The sequence below is a fragment of the Vreelandella maris genome (assembly GCF_013371085.1).
GTDB classification, from domain to species: domain Bacteria; phylum Pseudomonadota; class Gammaproteobacteria; order Pseudomonadales; family Halomonadaceae; genus Vreelandella; species Vreelandella maris.
This window is the reverse complement of the sequence record NZ_JABWCV010000024.1, coordinates 13,547-36,925: the sequence shown is the minus strand read 5'-3', so window position 1 is coordinate 36,925 and position 23,379 is coordinate 13,547. Positions and strand designations below refer to the sequence as shown.

At 54.0% G+C, this 23,379-nt stretch carries 21 protein-coding genes; 10 read left to right on the top strand and 11 right to left on the bottom strand.

The window, feature by feature from the left end; all coding sequences use genetic code 11:
- The first annotated feature begins 382 nt into the window (after positions 1-382).
- From HUO07_RS17120 to HUO07_RS17105, 4 genes are all read left to right on the top strand, one after another.
- Positions 383-1,486: a polyamine ABC transporter substrate-binding protein gene (locus tag HUO07_RS17120; protein ID WP_008959596.1), complete on the top strand. Its 1,104-nt coding sequence runs from the start codon at positions 383-385 to the stop codon at positions 1,484-1,486.
- Positions 1,487-1,587: 101 nt separating this feature from the next.
- On the top strand, positions 1,588-2,769 hold the full coding sequence (locus HUO07_RS17115) for an ABC transporter ATP-binding protein (protein WP_176304563.1): 1,182 nt from the start codon (positions 1,588-1,590) through the stop codon (positions 2,767-2,769).
- Positions 2,770-2,821: 52 nt separating this feature from the next.
- Positions 2,822-3,733, top strand: a complete 912-nt coding sequence (locus HUO07_RS17110) for an ABC transporter permease subunit (RefSeq protein ID WP_176304562.1) — start codon at positions 2,822-2,824, stop codon at positions 3,731-3,733.
- Positions 3,730-4,560: an ABC transporter permease subunit gene (locus HUO07_RS17105; RefSeq protein WP_176304561.1), complete on the top strand. Its 831-nt coding sequence runs from the start codon at positions 3,730-3,732 to the stop codon at positions 4,558-4,560. The genes HUO07_RS17110 and HUO07_RS17105 overlap by 4 nt, the downstream gene beginning before the upstream one ends.
- Positions 4,561-4,566: 6 nt before the next feature.
- On the opposite strand, the gene HUO07_RS17100 is transcribed toward HUO07_RS17105, so the two are convergent.
- A complete protein-coding gene (locus HUO07_RS17100; protein ID WP_101147844.1) occupies positions 4,567-4,776 on the bottom strand; it encodes a zinc ribbon domain-containing protein in 210 nt (69 codons plus the stop codon).
- A gap of 144 nt (positions 4,777-4,920) precedes the next feature.
- Between HUO07_RS17100 and HUO07_RS17095 the strand changes: the two genes are divergently transcribed.
- Positions 4,921-5,349 (top strand): DUF3617 domain-containing protein, encoded by a 429-nt coding sequence (locus tag HUO07_RS17095; RefSeq protein ID WP_008959591.1) that lies wholly within the window; start codon positions 4,921-4,923, stop codon positions 5,347-5,349.
- A 98-nt stretch (positions 5,350-5,447) separates the two neighbouring features.
- Here HUO07_RS17095 and HUO07_RS17090 read toward each other — a convergent pair whose 3' ends face one another.
- Positions 5,448-8,591, bottom strand: coding sequence for an efflux RND transporter permease subunit (locus HUO07_RS17090; RefSeq protein ID WP_176304560.1), 3,144 nt, complete (start codon positions 8,589-8,591; stop codon positions 5,448-5,450).
- Complete coding sequence (locus HUO07_RS17085; protein ID WP_176304559.1) at positions 8,591-9,673, bottom strand: efflux RND transporter periplasmic adaptor subunit; 1,083 nt, start codon at positions 9,671-9,673, stop codon at positions 8,591-8,593. Before HUO07_RS17085 ends, HUO07_RS17090 begins: the two co-directional genes overlap by 1 nt.
- A 145-nt stretch (positions 9,674-9,818) precedes the next feature.
- Between HUO07_RS17085 and HUO07_RS17080 the strand changes: the two genes are divergently transcribed.
- Positions 9,819-11,003 carry a BaiN/RdsA family NAD(P)/FAD-dependent oxidoreductase gene (locus tag HUO07_RS17080; protein WP_176304579.1) on the top strand — a complete coding sequence of 395 codons (1,185 nt, stop codon included), beginning with the start codon at positions 9,819-9,821 and terminating at the stop codon, positions 11,001-11,003.
- A gap of 34 nt (positions 11,004-11,037) precedes the next feature.
- Here HUO07_RS17080 and HUO07_RS17075 read toward each other — a convergent pair whose 3' ends face one another.
- From HUO07_RS17075 to HUO07_RS17060, 4 genes are all read right to left on the bottom strand, one after another.
- Positions 11,038-11,349, bottom strand: coding sequence for a YqjK-like family protein (locus HUO07_RS17075; RefSeq protein ID WP_101147848.1), 312 nt, complete (start codon positions 11,347-11,349; stop codon positions 11,038-11,040).
- A complete protein-coding gene (locus tag HUO07_RS17070) occupies positions 11,324-11,728 on the bottom strand; it encodes a phage holin family protein (protein WP_008959586.1) in 405 nt (134 codons plus the stop codon). The genes HUO07_RS17075 and HUO07_RS17070 overlap by 26 nt, the downstream gene beginning before the upstream one ends.
- Positions 11,728-12,060 (bottom strand): ElaB/YgaM/YqjD family protein, encoded by a 333-nt coding sequence (locus HUO07_RS17065; protein ID WP_176304558.1) that lies wholly within the window; start codon positions 12,058-12,060, stop codon positions 11,728-11,730. Before HUO07_RS17065 ends, HUO07_RS17070 begins: the two co-directional genes overlap by 1 nt.
- A 77-nt stretch (positions 12,061-12,137) precedes the next feature.
- The gene (locus tag HUO07_RS17060; RefSeq protein WP_176304557.1) at positions 12,138-13,169 is read right to left on the bottom strand and encodes a phospholipase A; all 1,032 of its coding nucleotides are present in this window, start codon (positions 13,167-13,169) and stop codon (positions 12,138-12,140) included.
- Between the two features lie 206 nt (positions 13,170-13,375).
- Here HUO07_RS17060 and mscK point away from each other — a divergent pair, with 206 nt between their 5' ends.
- Positions 13,376-16,678, top strand: a complete 3,303-nt coding sequence (mscK, locus tag HUO07_RS17055; protein WP_176304556.1) for a mechanosensitive channel MscK — start codon at positions 13,376-13,378, stop codon at positions 16,676-16,678.
- A gap of 8 nt (positions 16,679-16,686) precedes the next feature.
- Here the strand turns inward: mscK and HUO07_RS17050 are convergent, their stop codons facing one another.
- Genes HUO07_RS17050 through HUO07_RS17040 form a run of 3 tightly spaced genes read right to left on the bottom strand, consistent with a single transcriptional unit; the run spans position 16,687 to position 20,784 of the window.
- Entirely contained in the window at positions 16,687-17,457 is a 771-nt protein-coding gene (locus tag HUO07_RS17050) for a TlyA family RNA methyltransferase (protein ID WP_176304555.1), read from the bottom strand.
- A gap of 30 nt (positions 17,458-17,487) precedes the next feature.
- Positions 17,488-19,530 (bottom strand): hypothetical protein, encoded by a 2,043-nt coding sequence (locus HUO07_RS17045; RefSeq protein WP_176304554.1) that lies wholly within the window; start codon positions 19,528-19,530, stop codon positions 17,488-17,490.
- A 30-nt stretch (positions 19,531-19,560) separates the two neighbouring features.
- Entirely contained in the window at positions 19,561-20,784 is a 1,224-nt protein-coding gene (locus tag HUO07_RS17040) for an ATP-grasp domain-containing protein (RefSeq protein ID WP_176304553.1), read from the bottom strand.
- A 206-nt stretch (positions 20,785-20,990) separates the two neighbouring features.
- Here HUO07_RS17040 and HUO07_RS17035 point away from each other — a divergent pair, with 206 nt between their 5' ends.
- The 3 genes from HUO07_RS17035 (at position 20,991) to HUO07_RS17025 (ending at position 22,706) form a co-directional block, all read left to right on the top strand.
- The gene (locus HUO07_RS17035) at positions 20,991-21,320 is read left to right on the top strand and encodes a DUF1820 family protein (RefSeq protein WP_008959579.1); all 330 of its coding nucleotides are present in this window, start codon (positions 20,991-20,993) and stop codon (positions 21,318-21,320) included.
- Positions 21,321-21,408: 88 nt separating this feature from the next.
- Positions 21,409-22,044 (top strand): TIGR04211 family SH3 domain-containing protein, encoded by a 636-nt coding sequence (locus HUO07_RS17030; protein WP_176304552.1) that lies wholly within the window; start codon positions 21,409-21,411, stop codon positions 22,042-22,044.
- Positions 22,045-22,073: 29 nt separating this feature from the next.
- Positions 22,074-22,706 (top strand): class I SAM-dependent methyltransferase, encoded by a 633-nt coding sequence (locus HUO07_RS17025; protein WP_176304551.1) that lies wholly within the window; start codon positions 22,074-22,076, stop codon positions 22,704-22,706.
- 50 nt (positions 22,707-22,756) lie between these two features.
- Here the strand turns inward: HUO07_RS17025 and HUO07_RS17020 are convergent, their stop codons facing one another.
- On the bottom strand, positions 22,757-23,350 hold the full coding sequence (locus HUO07_RS17020) for a YajG family lipoprotein (protein WP_008959576.1): 594 nt from the start codon (positions 23,348-23,350) through the stop codon (positions 22,757-22,759).
- Positions 23,351-23,379: the final 29 nt, after the last annotated feature.

Sequence of the window (23,379 nt, the reverse complement as noted above, 5' to 3'; positions counted from 1 at the left end):
TCAGATAATCTCCAGGATTGGTGAATGAATAATGTGAAATTGTTGATAATACTAATGGCTAACGACTAATGGCTAAAATTAAGAATAGCCATGCCATCAATAGCATTTCTCTATTGGCTAGGCCGTTGTCGTTGCACTAGCTGGTTAATGGGGCCGATGATGCAAAATACAAGAATTTTTCACATTGGCTTGCGGTAGGCGTCACTGCACCGCAAAATTCGCACGGTCAGCGTTATGACCTACGCTATTGTTAGCCGTGGGCCAGCTGGCACAAAACAGCCGTAGCCAAGCGTTATTAACAGCGAGAGCTAAAAACGAGTGGCTCAAAAACGTCGCTAATAGAGCTTAGACAAATAGAGCTTTGACATTAGGAGCAGTGATAATGGGGAACATCCACAAACTTTCCGCGGCCGTTGCGGCCATTTCGTTTGCCGCAGCGGCTAGCGCTGCCCACGCCGACGAGGTGCGGGTGTTTAACTGGTCAGATTATATTGCCCCGGAAACGCTGGAAAAATTCACCGAGCGTACCGGCATTGAAGTGACCTACGACGTTTACGACAGTAATGAAATTCTTGATGCCGCATTGCTCGCCGGGCGTTCCGGTTACGATGTGGTCGTGCCATCCACATACTATTTTACCCGCCAAGTGAAAGCTGGCGTGTTCCAGCCACTGAACCACGAGTTACTGCCCAATTTAGATAATCTTAACCCGGAGCTGATGGCTAACCTGGAAACCATCGACGCCGGTAGCGAATACTCGGTCCCTTATATGTGGGGCACCAATGGGATCGGCTATAACGTTGAGCGGGTAAAAGAAATCCTCGGTGACGACGCCCCCTTGGACAGTTGGGCGCTGTTGTTTGATCCTGAAATAACCGGCGCACTGAGCGAGGCGGGCTGTGGCTTGTCAATGCTGGATTCCGCTGATGAGATGTTGTCACCCGCCATGGCGTATCTAGGCTTAGACCCGCTCAGCGAAAATATTGACGATATCGAAGCGGCGGGTGAGCTGATTGCCAGTGTTCGCGACGATATGACCTATTTCCACTCGTCACGCTATGTGTCTGACCTGGCAAATGGCGATATTTGCGTCGCCGCAGGCTACTCCGGTGATGTTTTCCAGGCCGCTGCTCGTGCTGAAGAAGCAGGACGCGACTTCTCTATTGGCTATAGCATTCCCAAAGAAGGCGCTGCCCTTTGGTTCGACATGATGGCGGTGCCCGCTGACGCGCCGAATACTGAAAACGCCCATGCATTTATCAACTTCATTCTTGACCCGGAAATTGCTGCCGAGATCACCGAGTATGTACGTTATGCCAACCCTAACTCGGCGGCTAATGAATATCTCTCTGATGAAATCCTGAATGATCCGGCGATTTACCCGACCACCGATGTCATGCAAAACCTGTACGTACAGGCTGAAAAGCCTCAAGATGTGCTTCGCGCACGTACACGGATCTGGAATCGTGTAAAGTCTGGTCGTTAAACCGACATTTATCCGACGGCGAGCCAGAGGCATTCCCTCACCGGCTCGCTGTTCGTCTTTATTAATGCCCGGGTTGCCGGGCCTTTTGATGGGAGTGGCGAATGGTCACTACGCCCCTGTCGAACGAGCCTTCATCTGCTGTGCCAAGTACTCCTTCTGGATCACGTCCTCTGGGTAAAACCCCACGGTTTGCCGAGGATGTCGTGCTGGAAGTGAAACGCTTAAGCAAACGATTTGATGATGCGCTGGCGGTGGATGATGTCAATTTGCAGGTTAAGCGCGGCGAAATCTTCGCGTTATTAGGTGGTTCTGGATCGGGAAAATCAACCTTGCTGCGGATGCTGGCAGGGTTTGAGACACCAACAGAAGGGCGCATTTTGCTAGACGGTGTCAATATCACCGCAATGCCACCTCACAAGCGGCCCATCAATATGATGTTCCAGTCTTATGCGTTATTTCCGCATATGACGGTTGCCCAGAATATTGCCTTTGGTTTAAAGCAGGACAAACTGCCCAAAGCGGATATCGACGCCCGTGTTGCGCAAATGCTCAAGCTGGTGCACATGGAGCGCTTCGCCAAGCGCAAGCCGCATCAACTTTCCGGCGGGCAACGTCAACGGGTGGCACTGGCGCGCTCGTTGGCCAAGCGGCCAAAACTGCTGCTACTGGACGAGCCCATGGGGGCGCTGGATAAAAAACTACGCACTGAAATGCAGCTGGAAGTGGTCGAGATCATCGAACAGGTAGGCGTTACCTGCATCATGGTGACGCACGATCAGGAAGAAGCCATGACCATGGCTGACCGCGTGGCGATCATGGCCGATGGCTGGATCGAGCAGGTAGGTTCGCCGGTGGATATTTATGAAAGCCCGGTAAGCCGCATGGTGGCAGAGTTCGTCGGTACGGTGAATCTGTTTGAAGGGGAAATTATCGAGGATGCTGCCGACCACTGCCGCATCGTCGCCCCTGCGCTTGAACGCCCCATCTATATTGATCATGGGATAACCACCCAAGCGATGGATCGCCGGGTGTGGGTCGCACTACGCCCCGAGAAAATCTGGTTAACCCGTGAAAAGCCCACCACGGAATATAACTGGGCGGAAGGCAAGGTGGATGATATTGCCTACCTGGGGGGCTTCTCGCTCTACTACGTTCGCACGCCGTCGGGCCAGATGATCAAGGTCAGCATGGCCAATACGGAACGCCGCGGTGATCGTCCAACCTGGGAAGACAGCGTCTATGTTCACTGGGAAGATCACAGCACTATTGTTCTGAATCGCTAGGGCCTTGAACCGCTAGCGTGGTGCCTTTCCTACTGCGAGGAGCCTGCCTTCAATGAAGCCATCTCGTTCTTCAGCACTGCTCAAACGCTTGAAACTGGGGCGGCGGGCAGTGATTGCGTTTCCGCTCGTCTGGTTAACGCTGTTTTTCTTGCTGCCTTTTGCGCTGGTACTCAAAATCAGCCTGTCCGAGGCGGCGATTGCGATTCCGCCTTACGGGCCACTGCTTGAGTATGCCGACCAGACGCTGCATGTCTTTTTAAACCTGGGCAACTATCTCTTTCTCCTTTCAGATTCGCTTTATATTGCCGCCTATTGGGGCTCAGTCAAAACTGCGTTCATAGCGACGGTGGCTTGTCTGCTGATCGGCTACCCAATGGCGTATGCCATGGCGCGGGCACCGGCTCGCTGGCAGCTGCTGTTACTGCTGCTGGTCATGCTGCCTTCGTGGACGTCGTTTCTGATTCGTGTCTACGTCTGGATGGGTATTTTAAGCAATAGCGGGTTGATCAATAACCTGCTGATAGGGATAGGTCTGATCGATTCTCCACTACGCATGATGAATACCCAGTTTGCGGTCACGATTGGTATCGTTTACGCCTACTTGCCGTTTATGGTGTTGCCGCTGTATGCCCACCTAACCCGGATGGATAATTCGTTATTGGAAGCCGCTGCTGACCTGGGTTCGCGCAAGATCAATACCTTTATCAAAGTTACTTTGCCGCTCTCTATGGGGGGGATAATCGCCGGTTCGATGCTAGTGTTTATCCCGGCGGTAGGCGAGTTCGTGATTCCCGAGTTGCTTGGCGGCCCGGACACATTAATGATCGGTAAGGTATTGTGGGAGGAGTTTTTCTTAAACCGCGACTGGCCCGTGGCGTCGGCGCTGGCCATGGTGATGCTGCTGCTCTTACTAGTGCCGATTGTCTGGTTCCATCGCTATCAGTCCAAGGAGCTAGCGTCATGAGCAGCCTGCGACGGATCAACTTCTCAACGGTTATGCTGGTGCTTGGCCTGCTGTTTCTTTACCTGCCGATGTTTGTGTTGGTGGTGTATTCGTTTAACGCCTCAAAACTGGTCACCGTGTGGGCTGGCTTTTCTACCCAATGGTACGGTGAACTATTTCGTGACGAGCAGATTCTATCGGCGGTGTGGACGAGCCTGAGGATTGCATTTTTCGCTGCCAGCATGGCGGTTTGCTTAGGCACCGTAGCGGCCTTTGTGATGACGCGCTACGGCCATTTCCGGGGTAAAACGGCACTCTCCAGCATGGTGACGGCCCCATTGGTCATGCCCGAGGTGATTACCGGTCTGTCGCTGCTGCTGTTGTTTGTGCAAATGGCGCAGATTACCGGGTGGCCCGCTGACCGTGGCATGGCGACGATCTGGATTGCCCACACCACGTTTTGCAGTGCCTATGTCGCGGTCGTGGTGGCAGCGCGCCTGCGCGAAGTGGATCACTCCATTGAAGAGGCGGCCATGGACTTGGGCTCGCCGCCGGTGAAAACCTTCTTTTCCATCACGCTACCGATTATTACGCCCGCTTTAGCGGCAGGTTGGCTGCTGGCGTTTACGCTCTCACTTGATGACTTAGTGATTGCCAGCTTTGTCTCGGGCCCAGGAGCGAATACGCTGCCGATGGTGGTGTTTTCATCGGTGCGTATGGGCGTATCACCCAAGATTAATGCGCTTGCCACGCTGATTATACTGATCGTATCCCTGGCAACATTGTTGGCTTGGTTTTTTATGCGCCGCAACGAAACCAAGCGGAAGGCTGCCCTGCAAGACGTTTAATGCAAACTATAGAACGTCGTCGTCGCGACCGGCCACTACGCTATCGAGTTCGCCGGTCATCGGCGAAACGACAACTTGTAACTGGATAGGCGCGCAGCACTGGTGGCAATCTTCCCACGTGTCATGGCTGCTTTGTGACGTATCAATGAGAAAGGTCAGCGGTGAATCGCAGTAAGGGCAGTGGAAGTCATAATTGACCAGGGCGTCGTCATGCATCGTTGGCTTCCTTTTAGATGGAGTGCGCTTAATCAAGCATTTCTAAGGAAGTGAGTGTAGCAGTGTGTCCCTCAGGTAGGGCATCGTAGGATTGAATCAGGTAGGATATTCGCTGGTTCCTAAAGCAACGCAGTGAGAGTAGCGATGATGTTACGTAACATGGCAGTAGCGGCCCTAGTGGCCTTTCCGATGGTCGCGTTGGCTGAAACCCCCAATGTGACCGCTGGTGAGTGGGAGTTTGTCAGCAAAACCAGCGTCAGCGGCGAAATGGAAATTCCGGATCAAACGGAAACCGAGCGTCAGTGCATTACTCAGGAAGAACTTGAGGGCGCTGAATTCGGCTTCATCGAAGAAGAAGAGGGCTGTGAGCTGCTCGATCAGGATTTGAACGCAGACGGCCTTAGCTACAGCATGGTATGCCGTGCTGAAGGTGGCGAAGCGACCATCGATGGTGAAATGCGTTTTATGGGTGAGCGCATTGAAGGCAGTGTCGATATCCTGACCCAGTCGCCCATGGGCGAGCTGAGCATGAACACGGTCATTGAAGGCGAGTACCTCGGCGAGTGTGAGTAACCGCCAGCAGCAATGCTAGTTCAAAGCAAGGGCTTCCCGTTTAACCGGGAGGCCCTTTTCGTTGGTACTGACTGCATAGGTACTTACTAGAGAGGTACTTACTGCCTGCCTGAAGCGCCTTCATGGGAAGGGGCATTGGCGATTTCATCTTCGAGCTGTCGCTTCACTGCGCCTGGCGATCCCGTATGGCGTGCCAGCAGGTCGTAAGCCACGGGCACGACAAACAGTGTAAACAGCGTGGCTGAACCGACCCCCGCCATAATCACGGTACCGATGACCAAGCGCGACTCGGCCCCCGGCCCTGTCGAGATAATCAATGGAATGGCGCCGGCCATGGTGGTGACGGCGGTCATTAAGATAGGTCTCAAGCGTGTCACAGAGGCTTCAATCAATGCGGCTCGAAACGCTTTCCCCTCGTCACGCAATTGATTGGCAAACTCGACAATCAGAATGCCGTTTTTAGCGGCTAAGCCAATCAGTAGCACTAAACCTACTTGACTGTAGATGTTCAACGACTGTCCAGTGAGCAATAGGGCAAGCAGGGCACCGCTCATTGCCAGTGGCACCGTGAGCATGATAACAAAGGGGTGGATTAGGCTCTCGAATTGGGCAGCGAGTACCAAAAACACCACCAATGCGCCCATTATCAACAGGAAGGCGGTGGCGCCACTAGCCTGCTGGAAGTCGCGTGATGCGCCTGCCACATTGGTTTGTGCCTCTTCTGGCAGCAGCTCTGCAGCGCTCTCCTCTAGGTACGCCAACGCTTCGCCGAGTGGGTAACCATCTGCCAGATTAGCCTCAATGGTAATAGCGCGTATGCGGTCAAAGCGATTCAAGGTGCTGGCGCCAGCAAAGTCGGAAAGCGTGACAAGGCTGGCCAGAGGAATCAGCTCACCGGAGCGCGCCGAGCGAACCTGAATGTTATCCAGTGCCCTGGGGCTGTTCTGGCTACCGCGGTCACCTTCCAGGATGACATCGTACTCCTCACCCTCATCCACATAGCGAGTGACATTGCGACCGCCCAACAACACTTCCAGCGTTCTGCCGATTTCCGAGACGGTAACGCCTAACGAGGCAGCACGCTCGTAGTCGATCTCCACCCGCAGTTGCGGTTGGGTCTCGTTGTAGTTGCTTTCCAGGGCTGTTAAGCGCGGATTGTTTTCACGCACATGGTCGATCAACATATCTCGCCAGCGGGCAAGTTCCTCATACGTGCCGCCACCCAGTACAAACTGGACCGGTTTTTCGGTGCGTTGCCCAAAGCCCTGGCGCATGACGGGGAACGCTTGTACGCCGGGTAGGGTACTCAGTGTCTGGCGTACGTCGGCCATGATTTCCCAAGCGCTACGGCGACTGCCCCAATCAGCCATATTGACGATAATAAAGCCGCTGTTGAAATTCTCGATATTGCCGTAGCCACGCGGCGCACGAACTACCACACGCTCCAGCTCGCCGCTCTCGATCAGCGGTGTCATACGCGCTTCGATTTCATCCATATAATCCATCATGTAATCGAAGGTAGCGCCTTCAGGGCCATTCACTAATACGATAAAGTTGCCGCGGTCCTCCTGTGGGGTGTATTCATTCGGCAGTGCTGTGGCCAGCCAGGCGGTAGCCGCAATCAACAGCACGAACATGGCGACGACCAGCCAGCGCATCTTGAGCATCCACTCCAATGTCGCCTGATAGCGGCGCTGGGTGCCATTAAGCAGCCACTGTACGGCTTTACCAATGCGGCTATCGTGCATGCCTGGCTTAAGAATTTTAGACGCCATCATGGGCGTAAGTGTCAACGCGAGTAGGGTAGAGATCACCACTGCGGCGGCCATGGTCAGCGCGAATTCGGAAAAGAGCCGGCCAATGTCCCCCTGCAGCATACTCAGGGGCACAAAAACAGCCACCAATACCAGCGTGGTGGCGATGACCGCAAAGGCGATCTGCCGGGTACCGCGAAAGGCGGCGACCAGCGGTGTTTCACCGTAGTCGTGCATACGCCGATTGATGTTCTCAAGCACCACGATGGCGTCATCCACAATCAGGCCAATGGCCAGCACCAGCGCTAGCAGGGTTAACAGGTTGATCGAAAAATTCATCGCGGCTAGGGCGGTAAACGCGCCAATAACGGCAATGGGCACTGTTACCGCGGGTACCAGGGTAGTGCGCAAGTTTCCCAGGAACAGGAAAATCACCACCACTACCAAGCCCATGGCGATAAATAGGGTCATGACGACCTGATCAATCGCGCCGGAGACGAACAGTGAGGCATCGTAGTTCAAGCTAAGCGTCATTCCCTCCGGCAGCGTGCCCTGCAGCCGTTCAAGCTCTACCTGCACCGCCTCGGAAAGCTCGATGACATTGGCCGTGGACTGCATGATCATGCCAAGCCCGACCATGGGCACACCGTTGGAGCGGAAGACAGAGCGATCTTCTACCGCACCGACCTCCACTCGGGCTACGTCGGCAAGGCGCACCAGGTAGCCGTTTTCGCTCTGGTTTTGAGGCGAGTTGATCGCAAGGCGCTGAAAGTCGTCAGCGCTGGCAAAGCTGCGGGGAAGGCGAACGATAAACTGGCGATCGACAGATTCAATCGAGCCTGCCGGGAGCTCTACGTTTTCGGCCCGCAGGGCATCCTCGATATCGCCGACGGTAAGCCCTCGGGCAGCCAGTGCATTGCGATCCAGCCAAACCCGCATTGCGTAGTCGCTGCCACCGCCAACGCGTACCCGTGCCACGCCTGGTTGCACGGAAAGGCTGTCGACCAGAAAGCGGTTAGCGTAATCGGTGAGTTCGGTAATGGAGTAGTCTTCACCGGAAAGGCTGAGCCACACCACTATCTCTTCACTGCTGTCGGCCTTGGTCACCTCGGGGTTGTCAGCATCGTCGGGCAGGTTGCGCAGTGCGCCGGAAATTCGGTCACGAATATCATTGGCGGCGGCATTGATATCCATATCGATACCGAATTCTATTTCAATCTGGGAGCGGCCATCCTCGCTTTGCGAAGTAATCAGCTCGATGCCTTCCACCCCGGCTATGCGATCCTCAAGTACCTGGGTGATGCGCGTTTCGACCACGCTGGCCGAGGCGCCTGGGTAGCGGGTGTCGATAGTGACCACCGGCGGGTCAATGGTGGGATACTCCTGCAGCGGCAGGCGATTGAGCGCCAGGAGACCAAAGGCAATAATCAGCGCTGCAATGACCATCGCCAGCACTGGCCGCTGAACGGAGATATCCGAAAGGCGCATCAGCGGTCAGCCTCCAGCAGCTCGCGAATACCTTTTTCATCATCGGTGATACCGATCAACCGGGCTTCTTGTCCATCCCGGGCCAATTGCAGGCCGTGAACGACAATTAACTCATCGGCAGCCAGCCCCTCAAGAATTTCTACCTCGCCATTGCGACGCTCGCCAATCGCGACTTCACGGCGTGCCAAGCGAGTTGTGCCATCACTTTGTTCGATAAGCATCACAAAATGACGGTCTCCACTGGGTTCGATAGCGGCTTCAGGGATCACAATAGTGTCGCGCACGTGTTGCTGGACGACGACTTCCATCAGCATGCCAGGGCGCAACCGGCCGTCAGAGTTGTCGAGTTCGGCGCGGACATTAATACTGCGTGTCACCGGGTCGACCCGGGTACCGATGGTGGCAATTTCACCGCTGAAAATATCGTCTGGGAAGGCAGCGGTGGTGGCATTTAGCATTAATCCTGGTGCAAGGCGGCCTAAAAACACCTCGGGTACGCTGAAGTCCAGCTTCATAACATCTAATTTATCGAGCGTTACCAAGTCCGTGCCTGGGGTAACCAGCGCACCGACGCTGATATTACGAAACCCAACGCGACCACTGAAGGGAGCTTCTATTTGGTAGTTGGCCAACTGGGCCTCAATGGCTTGAATGTCGGCTTCTGCCTGACGCAGGCGGGACTGGCTATCTTCTACGTCTGCTCTGGCCGCCAGGTTACGGTCTTGCAACTGCGTGGCACGGTTCGAGGCGTTGCGTCGCTCTTCGCGTAGTGCCTGCGAGGCCCTTAGTTGCGCCTGCTCCTCGGCATCTTCTAGTCGGATAAGCAGTTGCCCCTCGTCAACCTGTTCACCGTCCTGGAAATTGATCTCGGAGACAATTTCCGTGACGGTGGTGGAAAGCGTGACGCTTTCATCGGCACTCAGCGTCCCCAGCGCTTCAAGAGGGTCAGACCAAGTGGTCATTTCTGCCCGTGTCCCGATGACAGACGGGGCCGATTGGGAAAACGCCACCTGTGTTAACAGCAGGCCAAATGGGACAAGCGCGAGTTTCAGAAGCAGTCGTCGTCGAACCGGTAAAGACATAGTGATCTCAGTGTTGTAAATAGTTATACGTTTATTATGCAGGGTATTTTTTTAATATAAAAATTTATCAAGCATGCTCCTGGTAGAATGCCTGTTTTTTGCACTCGGAGCCGCCCTGAATGTCGTCCAATTTGAACTGCCCATTATGATCTATGATGTCGTTGTTATTGGCGCTGGCGCCGCAGGGTTAATGTGCGCAGCGCAAGCGGGCTATGCCGGTAAACGGGTCTTAGTGCTTGATCATGCTAACAAAGCGGGCAAGAAGATTCTGATGTCCGGCGGCGGCCGCTGCAACTTTACCAATCTAGGCACGACGCCACAGCATTTTTACTCTTCAAATCCCTACTTTTGTATATCGGCGCTCAAGCGCTACCGCCCAGAACACTTTGTCGAGCTCGTTGAGCGCCATGGCGTTGAGCATGTTGAGAAAACGCCGGGGCAGCTGTTCTGCGCAACCTCCGCCAAGGAAATTGTTCGCACCCTACTCACCGAGTGCGAGTGGGCCGGGGCTGAAATAAAACTCAGTACTCAGATTACCCGTGTGGAACAGCAGGGCAATGCCATGCGGCTGTCGACGTCGATCGGTAAAATTGATGCGGGTGTGGTGGTAGTGGCCAGCGGGGGGCTTTCTATTCCGAGTATGGGAGCGACGGGATTTGGTTACGACATAGCGCGTCAATTTGGCTTGGAAGTGTTCGATACTCGGCCGGGGTTGGTGCCGTTCACCCTTAGCGATACCTGGAAAGCGCGTGCAGCATCACTTTCTGGTGTCAGCGTACCAGTGGTCGCCAGTGCTGGCAGCCGTCGCTTTGTTGATCCTATGCTGTTTACCCACCGCGGCCTGTCTGGGCCCGCGATGCTGCAGGTATCCAGCGTTTGGCAGCCAGGGGAGAGCCTTACCGTTGATCTGTTGCCCGGTGAAGATGTGGCGGAATCGCTGCGTGAGGCGCGTCAAGCAACGCCCAAGCGTCAACTTTCTACGTGGCTGACGGAACGCTTTCCGAAGCGCTTGGCGCAAGCATTGCTTGAGTGGTATCCCGATCATGATCCTGCGCGGCCGCTCGCTCAATATGCCAATCAGGCCTTGGACGAATGGGCTGGCAGGCTTAATGCTTGGCAACTGAAACCGGCAGGTACTGAAGGGTGGCGCACTGCTGAAGTGACCATGGGGGGAGTCAATACCGACGCGCTATCATCCAAAACCTTTGAAGTGAAAGGCTTGCCACAGCTGCGGTTTATCGGTGAAGTAGTGGATGTTACAGGCGAGCTCGGTGGGTATAACTTTCAGTGGGCATGGGCGAGTGGCGTAGCCTGTGGTCAGTCTTGCTAGGCAACGCCGCTCGCTCAGGGTATTAGCAACAGGCTTAAGTAGCCACTTTGGCTAATAACTTAAGCTTCTTGAGTAGCATATAGCCCGCAAGCACTTTTCTACCTGCCGCCATTGCTCCACCTGGGTGGCGCATTAGTTTGAATGCGGCAAAACCACCGACGGCGTAAAGCGGCAGCTTGAAACTTTGCCAGTTTTTATCCAGGGGCGAGGCGGCTTGCTGCAGGTATTCGCTATCGACCAGAATATCCACGCGCTGCTGCTCCAATTCCGCCAGTAGCAGGGCTTTACGTTCAGCGCGGCTTAGTGGCTTTGTTGGCGGGTTAGCGGTGTCTGCGGATGGTTTCATCACTTGGCTCCTCAAGCAGTGCTCGATCTGCGGCAAGCTGTTTGAGTGTTTCTTTCAAAAGAGAGTGGCGCTTCGACTGGCGAACAGCGATCCACGCTAGTAACAAACTGGCGCCTATCAATACCCCAGCGCTTATCGCGATGGCGGTTAAGCGATAGCTATCCCAGAACAGAACCACTACCAGCGCTGTCAGTGTGGCAATACCCAGCAACAGCAGCAGTAAGCTCGCACCTGCAAGAAGGAGTAAAACCAGTAGCCGCGCACGCTCTTCTTCCAACTCAAACACCGCCAAACGCAGGCGAGTTTCGCTATTAGCGATCAGCGATTTTAGTAAGCGTTTGGCAGCAGAGAAGACGCGTTGGGTTGGACCCAAAGCCATTAGCGACGACCGAGCAGCATACCCACAACCATACCCGCTGCTGCACCAATGCCAATACTCGTCCAGGGGTTCTCATGAACATAGCGGTCGCAGGCATCTGCTTGCTGTGTCAGTGAGTCGCGCGTGTCGTCATAGAGGCGTTCGCCGCGAGCTTCAAGGCGCGCACGGGTATCTTTTAATCGGCGCTCGGCGCGTGTACGTAGATCGTTCATCTCTCCGCTGGCATCTTTAGCGGTCGCGTTGACGAGTTCTTCAACGGTTTCGCTCAAATGGCGCAGATCATCTTTAAGTTGATCGGCTTGCGTAGAGTAAGTTTGCTGACGTTTGGCCATGAAGTCTTCCTTTGACGAATGAATGAGAGGGCTGCTACAAGCATAGCAGCCACCTGACAACAGACAAGCAGTTACACCTATCGGTTCAGCCCTGTGGCACTAAATAAGGGATTTAAACTGAACCCCAGGCTTAAGCGATGCACACGATGATCGTAATCAATCATGCTTTCGCCGTAGCCATAGTAATACTGTACATGTGCTCGCAAGCTGTTGAAAGCAGGCCAGCTGTAATCTATCTGTGTGCCTATATTGCCAGCGCTTGGGTTGCCACGCAGCTGTCCACTCACTTCATGGTTGTTATTAAGGCGCTTGGCGAGGCGAATATCGCCGTACCCCATGTAGCGTTCGATATCTGGGTTGTCGTCATCCTTTGTGGATTCCGGTATCCGCCAATGGGGTGCCAGGGTGAAAGCCCAGTCACCGCGCTGGAACGTACTTTCAAGATAAACCCGGTTCCAGCTACGAGAGAGAGGATCTGAGCGACCATTAGACTGATGATTAAGGGCGATTCGGTTGCGGGTGTTCACCCAGCCAAGCGCCTCCCAGGCATTGTCAAAGTCGATGAATACTTCAGGTTCGTAGTTGGTTTCTCGGAAAGGCGATGAAGCATCGGTATTGTAGGCCTGCCACCAGCTGCGCTGGGTGTAGCCAAAAAAGACGTCGCCGTAGTTGCCAAACACCTGCTCAGCTAGATTTACCTTGGCGCTAAACTGGAACTTAAGCTCTACGCTATCTATTTTGCTGTCGTCTGAGATATTGCGAAAGCTTTCGCGGTTCTGGTTCGCATTATAACTAACCGGAAACAGATAATTGGTGCGGTGCGTTGTGATTGAAAACGGGTTTCGACTTGATTCCTGCTCAAGTTCACGGCGCTCGCTCAAGTCTTCTCTGGCAGCTTCTTCAGGCAACTGCTCAAATGGCACGCCTTGGGCGGCGTCTTCGGGATTTTCTACCTGCTGCAGCTGTTGATGTAGATCATATAGCTCAGCGTTGAGGGCACGGATACGCGCCTCAATCTCTTGTTGGGACTCAGCGAAGGCACTTGCACTAAACGTAGCAAGACTCAGCAGAACCAATAATTTCGTGACCGGTAGTTTTCGGATAACCATCTAAAGTGGCTCGCAAAATGAATGAATAGGCAAATGCCATGGTTGTTTCTATCACGCCGCCTGCGGAAGTCAACACCTCTGATTGCGCTGGCTATCAGAACGTCTGACAATAACCTTATTATCCGTGTCTGCGGAGCTTTCGATGTCAACGAGGCATAAGTAACGTGGTGAGATGCACCTGTAAGTGGATCGTAACGTGTTTATTCTTGCTGCTTTTTGTTAGCAGTGCCGCAGCACAGGCCACATTCCAGGCCAGCATGCTCGAACGCGTGCCCGAACAGGCTGAGCTGGCATCAAGGCTTGCTCAGTTGGAAGCGCTTGAGGGCGCATTGACCGCCCAACAAACAAGCGATAAAGAAGCCTTGGAGGCTGCCCTTGATGCCTATGAAAGGCTCGCCTCTGTCGATGAGCGCCTTGCCGCGTTAGATACGCGCGTAGAGCAAGCTCCAGAATTACTAACTCGTTTGCAGCGTGAGTTGAGTGAAGCTGAAGAAGCGTCACAGCAACTGTCCGTGGCTGGTTTGAGTGACCGGCCCCTTGACGAGCTGGAAACACTGCAAACGGAGGCCGTGGTCGAGCTTCAACAGCTGCAAAGCCAGCTAGCGGAAGTGAACTCCCAGCTACTGGCTGCCCAAACACTCCCTGAGCGTGCCCAACAATCTATCGCTGAAACCCTCCAGCGCGTGGAGAGTTTACGCCGACAACACGATGAGCGCGAGGCTTTGCTAGCAGATCGGCAACTTTCGGCATTGAGTGATGCACGGCTTATACAGCTGCGCCTTGAGCGCGCACTTGCTGACCGCGAAATGAGCTTTTACCAGCGTGAACTCAGCGCGAATAGTCGGCTGCGCGAATTGGCACAGGAGCGCCGTGATGTACTGATATTGCAGATTGATTATCAAGAGCAGCAGCTCAGTATGCTGCAAGGAGTGATAGACCAACAGCGGCGGTTGGCCTCAGAGCAAGCGATTGCTGATGCTGCCCGGGATAACCCCTTAATTGCCGCTGGCCACCCAGTGGTGGTGCAAGCCCAACAAGCTAACCAAACGTTAAGCCTTGAACTGCTACGGGCCACCGACCGCGCTAATAGTATCGTGCGTGAGAATATTGAAGCCCAGCGTCAGTTGGAGCATGTCCGCCAACTACAGCGTAGCCTGAATGAGCAAATTGATGCCATACGCGGAAGCCAACTGCTGTCGCGTATTCTGCGTGAGCAGCGCCAATCCCTCCCGCCATTAACCGCACGGCGCGATTTGCAGGATGAAATTGCTGATCTGCGTTTGAAGCAATTTGATCTAGTACGTCAGCGTGACCAGTTACGCCAAAGCGAGCAGTTTGCGACTACGCGGCTAGCAGAAGCGGGCATAGAAGCGACGCCAGGATTAGTCGATTCACTCTCTCGTCTTTATCAGTCACGGCGTGAGCTGGTCGAGCAATTGGAGCAGTCCTATGGAAGCTTGTTGAGTGCAGCGATCGAGCTACAGCTGAACCAACAGCAGGTATTAATGACCACCAGTGAGCTGCGCGAAACCATTGATGAACAGCTATTTTGGGTTGCTAACAGTCGTCCGCTGGACTTTAACTGGCTGCGTCAACTGCCCCGTAATTTACTTTTAGAGTGGCAAGAGGGAGAGTGGCGCGCCATTTTGCCCACCCGTTGGCAAGGGCTCTCTTGGGAGATTCTTAAAGGCGCGCCGATAGTGTTGCTAGGCCTAGTGCTGATGGGTTTGCGTCGAACAATCAAGGCTCGCCTGGCCACTCTGCACTCACAAATTGGCCGCTTGAAAAGCGATACGCAGTTGCATACCCCTAAAGCGGTACTGATGAACGCACTGCTGGCGCTTTCAGGCCCGCTAGCGTTAGCGGGCATTGGCATTGGGCTATTAGGCGCGGTCGGTCCGCTGGCAAACAGCGTTGCCCCGGCGCTGCTTCAGCTTGCATTGAGCTGGGCTGTGGTCGCATGGGGGCGCAGGCTGTTGGTTGCTGATGGTGTGGCAGAACGCCATTTTGCCTGGTCACCTCAATACACCGCTCGGTTACGCCAACTGTTAGGCGGATTAGGGGTTGCTTTGGTGCCCGTTATTGCCATTGCGGCTATGTCGGGTGAGATGGAGACTCCGTTAGCAATGCGCCCCGTTGCGCTAGCATTACTGTCGCTTGGATTGATAGCCATGAGCTGGTGGCTGACGCAGTTGATACTGGCGCATATCCCCATTTTTGGCGTGCGTCTGTTTCGTTTGTTTTTGGGGCTGGCGATGGCGTCGGTACCGTTGATGCTGCTGGGGTTGGTGATCTGGGGTTACGAATACACCGCACTGCGATTAGTGGGGCGGTTTGCCATTACCCTTTACCTGCTGGGGCTGTGGGTAGTGGTGGAAGCCACTTTGGTGAGAAGCCTTGCAGTAGCCGCGCGGCGACTCGCCTATCGTCGTGCGCTGGCGCGCCGTCGCGCTCAGGTACAGGAGGGCGCTGAAGGTGGGTTAGAAGTTGTCGAAGAGCCACCGCTTGATATGGCGCAAATTAATAGCCAGTCGCTGCGGATTTCCAAGCTGATTGTGTTGATTGGCTTTAGTGCGCTGCTCTATTTGGTCTGGGCAGACTTGCTTTCAGTGCTTGGCTATCTGGACAACGTGTCACTATGGGAGGCGCAAGAGGGGGATCTGGTTGATAACGCGCTATCGATATCCGACATCTTTGCTGCCCTGCTGATAGTCGCTATTACGTTTATTATGGCGGGCAACTTACCTGGCCTGTTAGAAGTGATGGTGCTATCTCGGCTGTCATTGAAACAGGGCAGCGCCTATGCCATTAGCTCGCTGCTCTCCTACACCATTGTGGGCACGGGGATTGTGATGGGGTTATCGACCCTTGGCGTTTCCTGGGACAAACTGCAGTGGCTGGTGGCCGCTCTGAGTGTGGGTCTAGGGTTTGGTTTGCAGGAAATCTTCGCCAACTTTATATCCGGTTTGATCATTCTGTTTGAGCGGCCAATTCGTATTGGCGACACGATCACGATTGGTAATTTGCACGGTACTGTCAGCCGTATCCGCATCCGGGCGACGACCGTCACTGATTTTGATCGTAAAGAAATTATTATCCCCAATAAAACCTTTGTGACTGATCAGCTAATCAACTGGTCGCTGTCGGATAATATTACCCGAGTCGTGCTGACTTACGGCGTGGCTCATGGGTCGGACATGCCGAAGGTGCATCAATTGCTGCGCAAAGCTGCAGATGAAAACCCGCGCGTGCTGGCGGACCCAGAACCTCAGGTTTTCTGTTTAAGCTACGGGCAGCATAGCCTCAATTTTGAGCTGCGTATTTTCGTCAACGACCTGCTCGACAGGCTGTTTGCGGCCGATGAAATTAACTGTCGGGTTGATGCACTGTTTCGTGAGGCGGGCGTACGCGTGGCCTTTGAGCAGATGGACGTATGGCTACATCCTGATAAGGGCGAGGCTATCAAAGTGCAGTCCGCAAATCAGCTCACGCCTCCTTCGTCGACTTGATACTCTTTTCAAGTCTTTTTATTACATTCCTTTATAGCATGCAGGAGGAACTCCCGATTGCCATCGCCGCCGGTAATCGGGCTCTCCTGCCAGTGGCGTATCGTAAATCCGCAGGCATGACAGGTGCTGCGAATATTGGCTTCAACGTCGTTATAACGGCTAGCGTCACGCACCACGCCGCGTTTATCGAGAGCTTCTGCGTTCAGCTCAAACTGAGGTTTAACCAGCGAGATCAATTGCCCCTCCGGCGGCAGCAGGGCGGCAATTTCGGGCAGAATCAGCGTTTGCGAGATAAATGACACATCCATAATGGCGCTATCGATGGGTTGAATAGCAAGCACGCTTTTTAGTGCTTCATCGCTGCTCATGTAGCGCGCATTTAACCCTTCCAGGCACGTCACCCGTGGGTCGCCACGTAGTTCGGAGGCCAACTGCCCATGGCCAACTTCTACACCAATCACATGGCGGGCACCATAGCTCAGCGCGCAGTCAGTAAAGCCCCCGGTGGATTGGCCAACATCAAGCACGCGATGACCATCCAAGCGCAGCTGTAACCTAATCAGTACTGCTTCAAGCTTTAAGCCAGCGCGGGAGACATAGCGCTCTTCGGGATCATCTTCCACGTCAAAGCGGGTCTCTTCGGGCCATTTTTCGGAGGCTTTAACTAACGCTTTGCCGTTATCTGCAAGACGAATCCGGCCATGACGAATAAGCCGTTGGGCGCGGGTGCGCGAGTTGGCCAGCCCCTGGCTGACCAACAATTGATCTAATCGCATCATGATGAATGAACGTGTGGTTAATGAGGATTTTTATTCTACATCCGGTGGGGCATTAGGGCCTTGGTCGGCCTGTAGTTCGGTGGGCGGTAGACGCGACGCCCCCCAGCTTCGATGCAGATAATACTTCACACTGTCCAGCTCGTCGCTAGTGACTGACACGGTTTCACCATGCTCAAGTGGATCGAAGTGATAGATGTAGAGGCGTGATGCAAAGCGTTCAAAAGGCAGCGAGGCCTCACCAAAACGCTCTCCGTTGCCAGACGTACTCACAATGACACCATCGCCCCAATCCTGACCACTGTCATTGTTGGGGTTATAGAAATACACCCGCATGACATCAGACGGGTCGAGCGAGGCCCGCAAAATGGTGATCGCGTGCCAGCCAATAAAGCGTGCTGCGCTATCGGTGACCGCAATGCCCGCCGGCTGGGGGTGAATCAGCGGTTGGTTGCCATTGTAGTAGGGGTGATAGCTGGCGTAGAAGTGGCGTACAAAATCATCCACATCGCTTAGTTGCCCAGTGGCCACATCGACATTGATGCGGAAACCACGTCCTGACCACCAGCCATGAAATTCAGGATTCACCCAGCGGTGAGGGTCACCCTCACGACCAATACAGCGTCGGCCCATTTCGGCATAAATGCGATCAAGGTGAGGCACGACAATCAGCGACACGGGATCTAAATCCATCGGCAGTTCAGTCGCAACGCCAGAAAGGCTCTCCATCGATGAGATGGCCTGGCCCTCGAAATGCATGATGATTTCGTCATCACGCGCTGCCCACGCCACCATCTGCAGCAGATAGTCCGGATCATTGTAGGCCCACATGGAAAGGGCGCGTGCCGATTGGCAGGTAGGGTTATTACCCTGTCCAACGCCCAATGGCAGACCCAGCATGCATAGCACGCCTTCAATCAGCCGTGCGCGGGGAGAGACAGTGTCGCCATAGGCGATAGTGAGTCGTGACTGCGCCCACTCCGAGAGTGGTAGATTAAGCTGACGCCACATGGCCGGCGCCACCGGCGGCTGATAAAGAATGCCGCGTTCGAGCATTAGCGCAAGGCCATAGACCGCCTGCGACGAAGCAGGATAAACACCACCACGAATCAACGCTTGAACCAGCTCACGATAGCAGAGTAAGCAATCCCGCCCGGTAGACGACAAGCCCAACGCTTCAGAGAGTAAATGATCACCCTCTTCAAGCAGGTGGCGTAGCAACACGGCGTGGTAGGGCGAAACTAGCCCGGTATCGTGCATCGCTCTGGCAAAACCCGTGGATTCAGCCTGCAGCGCCGCCTGATCCATATGCTCCAATCGATTGCGATAAACATCGACACCAGGATCTTCTCGGCAGGCCTGAGTGGGCCCGTAAAGCGAGCTGACCAAACGGTCGGCACCTTGACCACTGGCGCCAAGATCAATCGCTGGGTTGGCCTGACACAGCGCTATCTGAGTGATCATCTGTTTGATCGAGTCAACCTGGATGGGACGCTGCTTTAAAATGCGCCAAATCTCATCAATCAGTTGATCGACGATATGTTCGTAGCCGATTCGATCCGCTAAGTGCTGGAAAAGCTGGCGCGGAATGGTCGCCAGGCGCCCCTGGGTTTCCCGCTCCGCCTCGCTGGGCGGTAGGAACAGTAGCCATAAGTTAATCGCCATGACCTGAGTAAGGTAATGGTGCGCATGCTCTGCAGAAACCAGCGGGTGTACAAAATCGCCTTTAGCGACAGAGAGCAGTCGCAGTTCGCTTAATGACTCAATAACGACCACGTTGGCATCTGCGCTTTTCAGCGAGAAAGTCGTCAAGGTGGGCACCAAGTATTGGGGGGTTTCCCAATCGGAACCTAAAAATACACCGGCGTCCTCAAACGCTTGTGCGCGTGATTCCAGTGCTTTACAACCGCCATCCTGAAGTAATATTCGCCGCGCAGTATCCATTACACGCGGCAGCTTGGCGGGCTTTGAGAAGGCGGGCGCCTGATTAAGCAGGCGCACGGCGTCATCAAATTTGCTCAACAATCCATTGAGCTTGCTATCTTCTTGAGAAGACGTCACTTGATCTGTCTCCACGGTGACTCCTTATCCCAGCGTTAGCAGGGATTATACATAGAAGTCGAGGTCTTCTTGGCGTTTTAATAGGTCGCGTATGGTATGCGCATCCTCGCCTTTAAAGTAGACCAGACCCCAATGGGTACCAAACGCGGTACGTTTAGTAACGGTTTCTTCTACTGGTGAGGTTAGCTCATGAGACTCAAAGTAGGGGTGATCTTCGGTCTCTTCGGGAATTTCCAAACGGCTGACCACACGACGGCGTGGGTAAACGCCAAAGCAACCGGCAAAGCCATCGGCATCGACCACTTCTTTCGGGAAAAACTTGGCCACTTCTTCTTTCGTGGTTTTCGGGTCGAACACTAGCATTGACGCTTGATAAGCATTGAAGCCGTAAACACGTTCTAACAGTTCGAAGACTTTGAAACCGGGCGGGCGATACGCCACTTCGCCAAAGTACATTTCACCGTCGCTGGTGACAAAGTATTCGGGGTGGATCAAACCAAACTCAATGTCGAATGCCTTGATCAACTTTTCAATTTGCTGAGTGATCTGTTCGCGGTATATCTCAAGTTCTGGAGACGCAGGCACAAATACAGAGTAACCCAGCGTGACATATTCTGAGATGTTCAAGAAGGCGATTTTGCCATCATGAACCCACGCTTCGACAGCAAACTCCCAGCCGTCCAGGTGGGATTCCATCAATACCGGGAACTCTTCGTCCGGGATGGTATCCACTTCATCCGGTGTACGAATAACACGGTGGCCCAGGCAGCCCGCTTTATCGAAGGCCTTGAGGTGAATGGGGTCGTTGGGGTCACCATCCAGCTTAAGCAGCGTCTGGTTGACGCGTTTCAAAAAGCGCACCACGTCTTCTTTATCGTGGGCTTCTTCAAAGATACCGACGCGGATACCGCCTAGCTGGGCCCGGCGCTTCATTAACGCCTTGTCGCGAAGCAGTAGCGATTGACCATAAATACGTGGATTATCAAGCAGTACGGAGTTGATGGCCCCAGCCCATTCTACGGTTTCTTCATAGAGAGGGATCGCGACATCAACACCCTTTTCTTTGAGTGTCTCGGCGATTTCCATTGAGCGGTCATTGAGGCGCTCGAAATTCCAAGGCACATAGGGAATGTCGTGTTTTTGGCAATACTCTTCGGCCCAGTCAGGTGCAACGACAATGTAGCGACGGTCAAAATTCTCAGCCGCTTCAATCGCATTGAGGCTCCACCCGAGCAGAGCGATATAGCCCTTATTTGGATCCTTTTGCATGTTGATGACTCCTACTTGGTGAGTGAACAGAATTGCCAAACCACCCAGCCCACCATACACGAGGGCGGCTGGGGCGGCTAATGAGCCCATTATCCGCAGCATTAACGCAGCGCTCGCCAAAGGCTTCGCATTAAGTCGTAGCGGTAGGAATATGGTAAGCTAGTCGGTTCAACTTAATGTACAAATGGCAAGAGGAATAGGCCAAGATGGCGGCCAAGCCGATCTACCGTGTGGTGGTTCACCAGCAGGGTGAAATTTGGGATTTATACGTCCGAGAAATCTTTCAGAGCGAACTTTGGGGCTTTATTGAAGTCGAGGAGTTTGTCTTTGACGATGCTTCACGGGTAGTCGTCGACCCTGCGACTGAAAAATTGCAGCGAACCTTTGATGGCGTCAAACGTAGCTACCTACCGTTAAATGCTATCGTGCGCATTGATGAAGTAGAGCGTGAAGGCCCATTGAAGGCGGTTAAAACTGATGCCCGGGTAGCAGAGTTCCCCCGTCCCTTTTCGTTGCCACCGCGCGGAGAAGGGTAAGCGTATGAGACAAGCGCACCGCTAAGTTAGGCGATAAGCGCTGTTGGCTTCGTCCGCCTTGCAGCGTTTTAAATCAGGACATGATGTCATGCAGGTAAATAAAATTCGTTTTCGATATTACGCCGCTGCGGCCGGCGTTTTACTAAGTGTGGCGAGCATTAATGCTAACGCCCAATCCGACAATCAGGCATGGGTGACCGACGAGTTAAGTACCTACGTGCGCAGTGGTCCGACGGATGGTTATCGCATTATTGGTACGCTAAATGCTGGCGAACAGGTGGAAGTACTTGAAACCAGTGGCAATTATACCCGCGTTCGTAATAGCGATGGCAATGCGGTCTGGGTCTTGAGTGATGAGCTGCAAGAAACACCCAGTGCCGTTGAGCAGTTACCCGCGTTAGAGGCACAAGTCGAAGAGTTAACGGCTGAGCTTGAAGGCATCAATGAATCCTGGGAACAGCGTGTTTCCTCAATGACTGAAACTCTTGAGGTTCGTGAACGGCGTATTGCCGAGCTTGAAGCGAGTAATCAAGAGCTGGACAGGCAAGCTGAACAGTCGCGCCAACAGGTAAGAGGGCTTCAGGCGCGCTTAGAAACCCAGGAAGAAGACCTGTTGATGCGCTACTTTATGTACGGCGGTGGTGTGGCTGGCGCGGGCTTGTTGGTTGGCCTGATTGTGCCGCATCTGCCACGTCGACGTAAAAAGCGTGACCGTTGGTTTTAATAGCGCGATCAACGACAAGGTAGCAAAAAATGAGTGATCAATGGCGCAAGCGCTGGCAAGAAGGGCGCATTGGTTTTCATCTGCAGCAGGCGCACCCGGCGCTACTGCGCCATTGGGGCTCGCTTGGTGTTGCCAAAAGCACCAAGGTGCTTGTGCCGCTGTGTGGTAAGAGCCTGGATATGCGCTGGCTGGCAGATGAAGGATATCCGGTGTTGGGTATTGAGTTTGCCCCTGAAGCCATTGAGCAGTTTTTGGCTCAGCGTAGTATGGCTGTGTCGCGTTATCGCCAGGCAGGATTCAATGTCTCCCGTCAAGGCAATGTTGAACTCTGGTGTGGGGACTTTTTTCACCTACATATTCAGCAGGCCGCAGAAATTGGGGCGTTTTATGATCGCGCTTCACTGATAGCGCTGCCGCCAGCAACCCGCCAGCGCTATGCTTTTCATCTTGCTCAACTGGTACCGCCCGGAGCCAAAGGTCTGCTGATTAGTTTGGCCCACAACGAGGGTGATGCAGGGCCTCCCTATAGTGTCCCCGCCAGCGAAATTGAAAGCTTGTTCGCCCCTAATTTCACATTAACATTTCTAGAACAGGGCAGCCCCGATGAACGCGGCTACACGGAGAGCGTGTGGGCGCTGGAACGACGCGGGCCGCGCCTCTAGAGAGTTAAGAGGGGCAGCCCGCATTTATGTGGTTTGTGCAAGGGAATAGCTTAGCGGGCGAGCAATTGGCCCAGTTCAGGGTCGCTAAAAGCACGGTTCATACCATCGCTAAGTAGATCGCTCAGCATGCGCGCATTACTGTCGGCGTCGGGTTTAAGCGCATAACCCTGAGTACGGCGCGATGTGTAAGTGCCGGTATAAGTAGTGCCCTTATTTTGTGCAATAGCGCGGAAGACACCTTCAAGACGCGCTTCGTCTACCAATGGCTGGCCGCTCTCGCCACGTGCGTAATTCAGACTGGCAAGTTCCAGCGTCAAACTCGGACGCCCCTCGGCTTGTTCTGTCGTGGGTGTAAAGCCCATATCGCTAACGGCGCGCTCAGCTTCTTGCTGTAAGCGCGGAATCAATTCGTGACTGCTCACGGTGATATGCGCGGTGGACATTCCGCCGCCAGCACGATTGCCAATAATATCGCTTTCGCGCCCATCTTGAGCAATTACCGTAACCTGCTGGCCGGAGCCAACCTGGGGCACCTGGGCGCTGCGTTCAGGGCTGAGTTGCAGGTACTGCGGGCTAGTACAACCGGCTAGCCAGGCGCTGGCAAGCAGAACACCTGAAATCCGTAAAAAGTGACGCCGAAGCATGGTCTTCCTCCGCTATGGCTAAAAGGCCA

What these genes read in the sequence shown, in the direction of transcription:
- HUO07_RS17040 (WP_176304553.1), bottom strand. Translation starts at nt 20,784, where the DNA reads ATGCAAAAGGATCCAAATAAGGGCTATATCGCTCTGCTCGGGTGGAGC.
- HUO07_RS17080 (WP_176304579.1), top strand. Translation starts at nt 9,819, where the DNA reads ATGATCTATGATGTCGTTGTTATTGGCGCTGGCGCCGCAGGGTTAATG.
- HUO07_RS17030 (WP_176304552.1), top strand. Translation starts at nt 21,409, where the DNA reads ATGCAGGTAAATAAAATTCGTTTTCGATATTACGCCGCTGCGGCCGGC.
- HUO07_RS17095 (WP_008959591.1), top strand. Translation starts at nt 4,921, where the DNA reads ATGATGTTACGTAACATGGCAGTAGCGGCCCTAGTGGCCTTTCCGATG.
- HUO07_RS17075 (WP_101147848.1), bottom strand. Translation starts at nt 11,349, where the DNA reads ATGAAACCATCCGCAGACACCGCTAACCCGCCAACAAAGCCACTAAGC.
- HUO07_RS17115 (WP_176304563.1), top strand. Translation starts at nt 1,588, where the DNA reads ATGGTCACTACGCCCCTGTCGAACGAGCCTTCATCTGCTGTGCCAAGT.
- HUO07_RS17085 (WP_176304559.1), bottom strand. Translation starts at nt 9,673, where the DNA reads ATGTCTTTACCGGTTCGACGACGACTGCTTCTGAAACTCGCGCTTGTC.
- HUO07_RS17065 (WP_176304558.1), bottom strand. Translation starts at nt 12,060, where the DNA reads ATGGCCAAACGTCAGCAAACTTACTCTACGCAAGCCGATCAACTTAAA.
- HUO07_RS17110 (WP_176304562.1), top strand. Translation starts at nt 2,822, where the DNA reads ATGAAGCCATCTCGTTCTTCAGCACTGCTCAAACGCTTGAAACTGGGG.
- HUO07_RS17025 (WP_176304551.1), top strand. Translation starts at nt 22,074, where the DNA reads ATGAGTGATCAATGGCGCAAGCGCTGGCAAGAAGGGCGCATTGGTTTT.
- HUO07_RS17050 (WP_176304555.1), bottom strand. Translation starts at nt 17,457, where the DNA reads ATGATGCGATTAGATCAATTGTTGGTCAGCCAGGGGCTGGCCAACTCG.
- HUO07_RS17070 (WP_008959586.1), bottom strand. Translation starts at nt 11,728, where the DNA reads ATGGCTTTGGGTCCAACCCAACGCGTCTTCTCTGCTGCCAAACGCTTA.
- HUO07_RS17060 (WP_176304557.1), bottom strand. Translation starts at nt 13,169, where the DNA reads ATGGTTATCCGAAAACTACCGGTCACGAAATTATTGGTTCTGCTGAGT.
- HUO07_RS17120 (WP_008959596.1), top strand. Translation starts at nt 383, where the DNA reads ATGGGGAACATCCACAAACTTTCCGCGGCCGTTGCGGCCATTTCGTTT.
- HUO07_RS17020 (WP_008959576.1), bottom strand. Translation starts at nt 23,350, where the DNA reads ATGCTTCGGCGTCACTTTTTACGGATTTCAGGTGTTCTGCTTGCCAGC.
- HUO07_RS17090 (WP_176304560.1), bottom strand. Translation starts at nt 8,591, where the DNA reads ATGCGCCTTTCGGATATCTCCGTTCAGCGGCCAGTGCTGGCGATGGTC.
- HUO07_RS17100 (WP_101147844.1), bottom strand. Translation starts at nt 4,776, where the DNA reads ATGCATGACGACGCCCTGGTCAATTATGACTTCCACTGCCCTTACTGC.
- HUO07_RS17105 (WP_176304561.1), top strand. Translation starts at nt 3,730, where the DNA reads ATGAGCAGCCTGCGACGGATCAACTTCTCAACGGTTATGCTGGTGCTT.
- HUO07_RS17035 (WP_008959579.1), top strand. Translation starts at nt 20,991, where the DNA reads ATGGCGGCCAAGCCGATCTACCGTGTGGTGGTTCACCAGCAGGGTGAA.